General features: G+C 69.5%; 8 protein-coding genes. 4 read left to right on the top strand and 4 right to left on the bottom strand.

Translation table 11 applies throughout. The features are described 5' to 3' along the window. On the bottom strand, nt 1-617 hold a 617-nt coding region (locus LOY02_RS16305; RefSeq protein ID WP_317183424.1), incomplete at its 3' end, for a TetR/AcrR family transcriptional regulator. 64 nt (nt 618-681) lie between these two features. Between LOY02_RS16305 and LOY02_RS16300 the strand changes: the two genes are divergently transcribed. Genes LOY02_RS16300 through LOY02_RS16290 form a run of 3 tightly spaced genes read left to right on the top strand, consistent with a single transcriptional unit; the run spans nt 682 to nt 3,708 of the window. Continuing rightward, nucleotides 682-1,458, top strand: a complete 777-nt coding sequence (locus LOY02_RS16300) for an ABC transporter ATP-binding protein (protein WP_317183423.1) — start codon at nt 682-684, stop codon at nt 1,456-1,458. Nucleotides 1,459-1,469: 11 nt separating this feature from the next. Then, nucleotides 1,470-2,603, top strand: a complete 1,134-nt coding sequence (locus LOY02_RS16295) for an ABC transporter permease (RefSeq protein ID WP_317183422.1) — start codon at nt 1,470-1,472, stop codon at nt 2,601-2,603. A gap of 1 nt (nt 2,604) precedes the next feature. Next, nucleotides 2,605-3,708 carry an ABC transporter permease gene (locus tag LOY02_RS16290; RefSeq protein WP_317183421.1) on the top strand — a complete coding sequence of 368 codons (1,104 nt, stop codon included), beginning with the start codon at nt 2,605-2,607 and terminating at the stop codon, nt 3,706-3,708. Between the two features lie 39 nt (nt 3,709-3,747). Here LOY02_RS16290 and LOY02_RS16285 read toward each other — a convergent pair whose 3' ends face one another. Continuing rightward, entirely contained in the window at nt 3,748-5,871 is a 2,124-nt protein-coding gene (locus LOY02_RS16285; RefSeq protein ID WP_317183420.1) for a dehydrogenase, read from the bottom strand. Between the two features lies 1 nt (nt 5,872). After that, entirely contained in the window at nt 5,873-6,964 is a 1,092-nt protein-coding gene (locus tag LOY02_RS16280) for an SDR family oxidoreductase (RefSeq protein WP_317183419.1), read from the bottom strand. Nucleotides 6,965-7,154: 190 nt separating this feature from the next. On the opposite strand from LOY02_RS16280, the gene LOY02_RS16275 reads away from it, so the two are divergent. Further along, nucleotides 7,155-7,640, top strand: a complete 486-nt coding sequence (locus tag LOY02_RS16275; RefSeq protein ID WP_317183418.1) for a nitroreductase/quinone reductase family protein — start codon at nt 7,155-7,157, stop codon at nt 7,638-7,640. A 9-nt stretch (nt 7,641-7,649) separates the two neighbouring features. Here LOY02_RS16275 and LOY02_RS16270 read toward each other — a convergent pair. Continuing rightward, nucleotides 7,650-8,401, bottom strand: a 752-nt coding sequence (locus LOY02_RS16270) for a hypothetical protein (RefSeq protein ID WP_317183417.1), incomplete at its 5' end; no start/stop codon positions are given.

Raw genomic sequence — 8,401 nt, 5'->3', positions numbered from 1 at the left:
GTGCGTGGGCGCCTTGCCGCCGGGCCAACCCGAGAGTGGGTGGCAGCTCGTGACACCGGCGCCAGCGCGGCCAGGTACTGGTCGGCCGGCTGCTGCGCGATCGCCGGCACGCGGACGACGTACCGGGCGAAGATGGTGCCGATGACGAGGGTGAGGACGGCAGTGGCCCGCTCCGTGGCGTGGGGGCCACCGAAGAATTCAACAAGGCGAGCCATGATCTCCCGGTCGATGTACTCGCGAAAGGAGCGCAGCACCTCCTCGTCGCTCATCGCCGCCTCGACGAGCCGGCCCAGCGGAATGGCGGCATCAGGGTGCTCCCAGGCCTGCGTGACGAGGGTCAGCAGCCTCGTCACGAGCGTGTCGGGGTCGCCACTCAGCGAACGTTCGAGCACAGCTGTCGGGCTCAGGGCCAGGGTCATGACCTGCCCGAACAGGCCCTTCTTCGACCCGAAGTGGTAGGCGATGAGGGCCGGGTCGCAGCCCGCGCGAGCGGCCACCGCCCGGAGGGTGGTGCGGTCGTAACCTCGCGCAGCGAACAGTTCCTGAGCCGCGATGAGGATGCGCTCCCTGCCATCGGCTTCGCCTGCGCGGGGCCGGCCGCGTCGTTTATTCACCATCCTTGAGTATCTCTCGCAGCGAGGCCAATCCTCATCACCGTTGAACAAACGCGAGGAGATCGCCATGCGAACCACTGTGGAGCTCACCGATGTCACCGTGCGGTTCCGGCGCCGAGGGGGCGCTGCCTTCACGGCGCTCGACCGCGTGAACCTCCGCGTCCGTGCGGGCGAGGTCACCTGCCTGCTCGGTCCCAACGGGTCGGGCAAGACCACCGTGATGAACCTGCTCACGGGGCTGCTCGCGCCCACGGCCGGAGTCGTCCAGGTCCTCGGACTGGATCCCCGCCGACAGCGCTCCGAACTGTTGCGCCGGCTCGCGCTCGTCCCGCAGGAGACAGCCGTCTATCCCGAGCTGTCGGCTCGAGAGAACCTGACCTTCCACGCCGGCTACTACGGGATGCCGCGCCGGCTGCACGCCACGCGCGTGGCACAGGCCCTTGAGCTCGTCCAGCTGTCGAGCCGGGCAGACGACCGCGCCAGCACCTTCTCCGGGGGGATGCAACGGCGGCTCGCGCTGGCGAAGGCGCTCATGATGGCTCCGGAGCTGCTCCTGCTCGACGAGCCCACGCTGGGCGTTGACGTCCAGTCGCGAGAGGCCATCTGGAGCCGGATCACCGAGAGCGCTGCCGCTGGCCGGGCGGTGTTGTTGACCACGAACTACATGGAGGAGGCGCAGCGTCTCGGCGACCGCATCGTCATCATCGACCGCGGGACGAACGTCGCAGACGGTTCGCTGGAGGACCTGACCGCGCAGGTGCCCGAGCCCTCGGAGGTCAGCGTGCCCAAGGTCAGCCTCCAGGACGTCTTCCTGCACTTCACCGGCCGCGGTCTGCGCGACTGAACGGCGTCAGCATGCGTGCCATCTCAGCCCTGGTTGCCAAGGATCTCCGTGTGACGGCGCGGTCTCCGCTCTTCGCCCTGATCAGTGTCCTCGTCCCGGTTGCCTTCACCCTCCTCTACGCCATCGTGATCCACGTCTCGACGACGGCGACGATCGCCGTCGCCGACAACGACCGCACGGAGGTCTCCGAGCAGTTCATCCGGGTGATGACGCAGCTGCGCAACGACGACGGTTCCTACTACGAGGTGCTCACCACCGATCCGAAGACGGCCCGGCAGCTGTATGCCGACGGCGAGGTCGGCGCGCTCCTGACGATCCCGGCCGGATTCTCCGCGGTCACCGCCGGAGCCGGTCCTCAGGTGCGTCTCGAGCTCGTCAACATCAACGCCGACGGCACGAAGAACCAGCACCTCCGGCTCGAGGAGGTTCTCCGTACCTTCCGCCAGGAGATCACGCCGTCGAGCTCCGACGATCGGCTGCGCGTCGCCGAGTCAGGCGTCCTCCCGCACGACATCCCGATCACCGTCTATCTCGGCTCCGCCCTCATGGTGTTCGCCGCTCTCTACGCCGGCATCGTCAACTCGGCGGTCGCCATCACGAGGGAGTGGGAAGAGAGAACGGCCAAGGGGCTGGTGCTCTCGCCGGCCGGCATACGATCCCTCATCGCCGGGAAGTGGCTGTCCAGCCTCGTCACGTCCGTGGCGACCATGGGACTGGCGATCGCCACCGTCGGCGTCGTGCTCGGCTACCCATTGGATCGTGTGGGCGGTCTCACCGTGACCACCCTGGCGGTCTCCTGGTTCTACGGCACCGGGCTCGGCGTCCTCCTCGGCGTCACGCTGCGGAGGAGTCTCCCGATGGTCCCGGCCGCGGTCATCATCGCGGTGGTTCACTTCCTCGCTGCCGGATACGAGTCGTACATCCGTGGCTTCGCGCACGGCGGGCTCGTCGAGATGCTCTGGCAGACCACGCACTGGATTCCCCTCGCGCGCCTCTTCGACGCCGTGCGCTTCGAGGCGGCCGCTCTGCCGCAGGGCGACGGGCTGACCGGAGCGCTCCTCGCCAGCCTCCTCATCGCGTTGTCGCTCAGCGTGGTGGCCGCGCGGCGCCTGTCCAGGACCATGACCTTCACGCAGGGGCAATGACATGACCCAGCTCACCGCGCTGCTCGCCATCACGTTGCGCAACCTGCGCATCGCGATCCGTCGACCCGACCTGCTCGTGCAGACGATGGCCGTCCCCGTCGTCGTCCTCGGGCTCGCCTCGATCATCTTCGGCGGCACCGACGCCTGGCCGATCGCCGTCATCGACCGAAGCCACGGCTCCGACGCTCGAGCCGTCGTGACCGCCACCGAGGAGGTGCGCGGCGCGACCGGTCCCTACTTCCGCACCATCACCACGGACCCCCGGCTGGCAGACCGGCTGCTGCGAGAGGGCCGCATCCAGCTGGTCCTCACCATTCCGGAGGGCTACCCAGCGGACCGGCAGGTCGAGGCCCGGACCTTCAACATCAACACCGACGCGATGAAGAACGTCCGGCTGAGGCTGACGACCATGGCCAACCTCCACGACCGGCTGGAGTCCGTCGCAGGCGTCACCGCGCGCATCGACAAGGCACGGCCTGACGACGTCACCCGCGCCGCGTTCATGGGTGGGTCTGCCGTGATCCTCGCCCTGCTTCTCGGTTCGGCACTGATCGCGGCGAACCTGTTCGCCCTGGACACAGAGCACCGCACCCGCAAGGAGGTGGCCCTCACGCCCGTCGGTGGTCACCAGGCCGCGGCCGGCGCGGTGCTGGCTGGGTGGATCCTCAGCCTGGCCACCGCCGTCCCCATCATCGTCCTGGCCTTGGCGTTCGGAACCCGCGCCAGCCTCGGCGACCTGGGGCAGGCGGCGCTCGTCGTCCTTCCGTCTGCCTTGACCGCTGCCGCTGTCGGTGTGCTGGCCGCGATGGCGCTACGAACCCACCGGCTCATCCAGCCGACGCTCATCCTGCTCGCGCTGGGGTCGTACTTCGCCAGTGGCGGCTTCATGCCGGTCTCCGCGCTGCCGCCACTCGCCCGCGGCCTCGCAACGTGGTGGCCGCCTGCCTACACCTTCGAGTGGAGCAACCCGGTCCTGCACGGGGTCACCCCCCACCCCGCGTCCGGCGCCCTCGTCGCCCTCGCTGCCGCCGCGGTGGTCACCGTGCTTGCGGCGCTCCTGACCTCGCGCCGCCATCACCTGGCTCCGGGCGTGCAGGGTCAGTGACCGTGGTCGCCGCTCAGGTCGCGACCGCCCTGGGGCTGCTCAGTGCGCGGCGGCAGTCGCGGGGCTCCACCCGGCCCTGCGCTCGATGGCGAGCCGCCGGATCCGATCGATGTCCTCGTTCGTGTACACGCCGTTGACGCCGGAGATGGTGGCGAGCCGCATCCCGTGCTTCAGGCCCAGCCGATAGATCTCCTTGACCCGCTCCCACTCGATGTCGCGGCCGACGGTGAAGGTCTCGTATCGCCCCTCGAGAGCCAGCACCACGGTCTCGGCGAGGCAGGCATATGCGACTCCCTTGGGCAGGCCGATGTTCTTCATCTGGACATCGCCGGGCAGTTCGATCTCGCCGGACTCGACGACGAGGACGTCTGGCCGCTTGGCCACGTCCTCGGGCGACAGGTCGAGGGGACGGGCCACGTCGGTGATGACGCACCCGGGCTTGACCTGCATGATGTCGAGAACGCGCTTGCCGGCACCGGAGGTCGCGGTGACGATGACGTCCATGTCGGAGAGATGGTGACCGGGCCGGGCTGCCACGTGGATCTCGGCGCGCGGGTTGTCCCGCTTGATGTCCTCCTGCAGGGCCAACAGTTTGGCGCTCTCCGGGGAGACCATCCACAACTCGTCGGCGGCCAGGGCGAGCAGCCGCGCACACACCGAGCCGATCGACCCCGTCGCCCCGACGACCATCGCCTTGCCGCGCATGCGACCGCCGTCCATCTCGATGAGTCCGAGGCGCTGAAGGGCCTCGTGCGCGGCCCACAGGGCACCCGAGGCGCTGTAGCTGTTTCCGGTCGTTATCGGAAGCGGCGCCCGTTTGGCGACGGTGACTCCCGCATCACCGACCACCTTCGTGAAGGCACCGAGGCCCATGACCTGCGCGCCCAGCTTCTTCGCCGTGTCCGCCGCCGCGAGGAGCTGGCCGTAGGTGAACTCGGGGCTGTGCGACAGCAGCTCCTTGGGCGTGCCGCCGACCGTGATCAACCATCCCTCTGCCTCGGCGCCGGTCGGCGAGCTGATCCCCGTGACGTGGCTGTAGGTGAACGGGGGTATGTAGGCCATCGCCTTCTCGATCCCGTCCATGACGAAGCCGGGCGTCACCTTCGCGAGGGTGCGCAGTGGCTCGACGTTCTGGAACTGCTGTTGGGTCAACGGATGGATGACGAAGGCGAACCGGCTCTTGCGACGCGGACCGTTCGGTCGGAGAACACGCGGTTCGATGCCCGCGGCGTGGATCGCCTCGACGAAGACGTTCTCGGCCCGGTGGCCCGGCTCCACGATGCTCCTCAGCATGGCCTCGAGGACGGCGTCCTCGACGGTCACGGCGAAGGGCTGCGGAGTCGTGTCGATGACCATGTCGACGTCCCTCTGGGCGAGCTTCGAGAGACGGTCGCCGGAGATGGCCGAGGTGATGACCGTCTTCCCCCTGAGCTCCTCGAGCCCGAAGGCCATCAGGGCCTGGTAGGTGGCGATGATGACGTCGCCGTCGTGCGCAGCCCGGCGGGCATAGGCCTGGCTCACCGGTCCGGGTGCTCGCAACAGCGCCTGGACCCTGCCGGGCAGCTGGCGCACGGGCCACAGTCCGACACCGGCGGCCGGGCCCACGACGGGCACCGACTCCACGCGTTGCAGAAGATCGAGCAGCAGGGGGTCGGTCGTGGTGATGTTGTCCGTGTACTCGTGGATGACGCGGGTGGCACGGGCCTGCTCCTCACCGTCGAGGACGACGACCCTCGCGTTGTTGAAGTAGCCCGGCAGCTCGTTCTGGACGTGCCGGATCGCCCACTCCTGGAGGACGTCGCGCAGCTGGTCTCCCGCGGTCACCGGCACGTCGGCGGCAGGGTCCACGAGCGCCTCGACGCGGTCAAGGTCGCCCTCGAACTTCCCGCTGGCGCGGACCTCGCGCAGGCCGGTGATCGAGATGGCCCTGGCCCGGGCGCGCCATGTCCTGACGAGGTCCTGCACCTCCTGCACCCTTCCGTCCGTTCCGATCCGGAGGAGACGGTAGTCCCGGCCGAGGAAGGTGACGTGCTCCTCGTAGTCCCCGTCGTGGTCGAGGAGGCTGATGTCGACGATGAGCGTGGCATCGCGCGGGGCGTCACGCGGGGCGTCACGCGGGGCGGTCCTCGTCCTGGTCGTGGTGCTGCGTCGTTTCGTGGCCATGTCACACCATCGCGTTGGTCGGGACGTCGGGGTGCTCGACCATGAAGTCGAGGAGTCGGTGAGCGTAGCTGCTGAACGGCGGGCACGAGAGGTCCGTGTCGGCAAGCGCCCGCTCCGTGTTGGCGGTCGAGTACGTCGTCCGGGACGCGAAGTAGTCAATGAGCTCGGCAGGGAGGCCGAGCAGCCATGACATGCCGGGTACGACGCTGATGGCGGCGCGCGTCGGGCCGGCGGGCATCGGCACCCAGACCACGCGCTTGCCGAGTCGGCCGGCGAAGGCGTCGACGATCTCGCGGGCGGTGGGGGCGTTGGGGTCCGCGAGGGCGTAGGTGCGGCCGACCGATTCCTCGAGCACGGAGAGGTGGTCCATCGCGGAGACGACGAAGTCGCGGGGGACGAGGTAGACCCGGACCTCGTCCGGATCGGCCAGCCGGGGTACCACCGCCACGGGACCCTGCCGGCGCAGGAAGCTGGCGAAGAAGTAGGGCCCGTCGAACTTCTGGGTCTCTCCGGTTCTCGAGTCACCCACGACGATTCCCGGGCGGTAGACGGTGGCGGGCAGGCCCTTGCTCATCGCCTGGCGGACGAGCAGTTCGGCAGTGAACTTCGTCGACTCGTAGTGGTTGCGGAAGGACTGTCCCTCGTCGAGGGCGTCCTCCGTGAACTCGCCGGGATGGGTCCCGCTGACATAGCAGGTGCTGACGTGGTGCAGCCGGCCGGGGGACGGGAGTGACCAGCAGAAGTCGAGGACGTTGGCGGTGCCGGCCACGTTGACCGTGCGTGCGAGCTCGTGCGTGACATGCAGGTCGTACACCGCGGCCAGGTGCCACACCTCGGTCACGGTGTCGAGCGCGCTGCGGACCTCGGGGGTCAGGCCGAGCCCCGGGAGGGTGATGTCGCCCTCCACGAGATCGATCCGGCCGGTGGTGTGCGGGTCGGTGGTCTCGAGGGCTCGCACCCGGTCCCGGGCGGCGTCGAGGTACCGGTTCTGCACGAGACACACGGCACGGGTGTCCGGCCGCCGGGCCAGGAGCCTGGGCAGGAGGGCCGACCCCAGAAACCCCGGGAAGCCCGTCATGAGCAGCGCTGTCACGTCGACCGTGACCTCCTTCGGTCCATCTCGCGAAGGACCGCCCTCCGCTAGACCAGCCTGCACATGACAACCCCGATGGGCTCGGGACCTTCGGCCCTCTTCTGCGTCACAACCTGTCGTCCGTGTGCGTGGTTGGCTGGCCGCACGGACCCCGCTGAAGGAGGCCCGGTGGCCGCCCTAGGCTGGCAGCATGGCCTTGGGGTTCTCACCGGAGGAACTGCGACGGATGTACCAGGGAGGCCGGGGGAACGAGACGGCGCGCCGTTTCGCCCGGGCCTGGGCCCGTGTCTTCCGGCTGGGTGTCGCCCCGAAGCGGTGGGTGACCCTCGAGGTGAGGGGTCGCACGTCGGGCCGGATCACCCGCTTCCCCCTCGGCATGGCCGACGTCGGGGGCGACTGGTACCTCGTCTCGATGCTCGGCGAGTGCAACTGGGTCCGCAATGTCCGTGCGGCGGGTGGGCAGGCCACCCTCGCTCGGTTCCGACGGCGCCCGGTCCACCTCGTCGAGGTGCCGGTCGAGGAGCGGCCGCCGATCCTCAAGCGCTATCTGCAGAAGGTGCCCGGCGGGCGCCCCCATGTGCCCGTCGACAAGGACGCACCGGTCTCCGACTTCGCGAGGGTCGCGGCCGACTACCCGGTCTTCCGGGTGGAGGATCCCGTCACCCTGACGACCTGACGACTCCTCTCAGGCGGGGCCTGCCTCGCTCGCGGCGAGGGCAGCGGCGGCTTGCCTCGCCATGTGGACTGCCCTCGCCTCAGAGGTCATCCCCATGAAGTGCAGGGCGTGCGGTGACGCCACGGTCGGCCGCGTCGCGTAGGACTCGGGGGAGGAGTTGTAGCAGCTCGCCGGGTCCCGCCCGTCGAGGTACGGCTGGTTCCATCCCGGCGGCAGCCAGCTCGTCCCGGCGAGGAAGGGCGAGCCCTCGCCCGGCCCCGCCCAGTGGTACCGGTCGTCACCGCGGCGCCAGCCGAGAGCTGCCAGGACCGCACCCTGGTCGGCCCACGGGCCCGGCTGCGGCCCGGCAGCGTCCACCGCGTCGAGGAAGGCGAAGGCCTCGGTGCACGAGCGCAGCAGCCAGACCCCCGTGTTGGGGTTGACCCGGTGCTCGTAGGGAACCTGCTCGAGGGCGAGTGCCTGGAAGTGACCCGGATGCAGGTGGTCCGAGATGTCCTCGTCGAAGCGCATGACGAGCACGTCTGCGTCGAGCCACAGCGCGAGGGGGTGGTCGGTCAGGGCCTCGCGCAGCAACGTCAGCTTGGCCCACTTCGCCCGCTGCGCCCCGCCATCGGCTCCCGACCCATCGCGCTCGAGCTCTTCTGCGCGCACGACGAAGCCCCAGCGGGCAGCCCATCGGTGGAACGTCGGAAGCGCGTACTCCCGCAAGGCGGTTCGCAGGTGCGGACCTGCGGCGGTGACGATGACTCCACGCACGTCCG

The organism is Intrasporangium sp. (assembly GCF_032907665.1).
Taxonomy (GTDB): Bacteria; Actinomycetota; Actinomycetes; order Actinomycetales; family Dermatophilaceae; genus Intrasporangium.
Note: the sequence above shows the minus strand (reverse complement) of the source record. Positions and strands in the feature narration are given on the sequence as shown.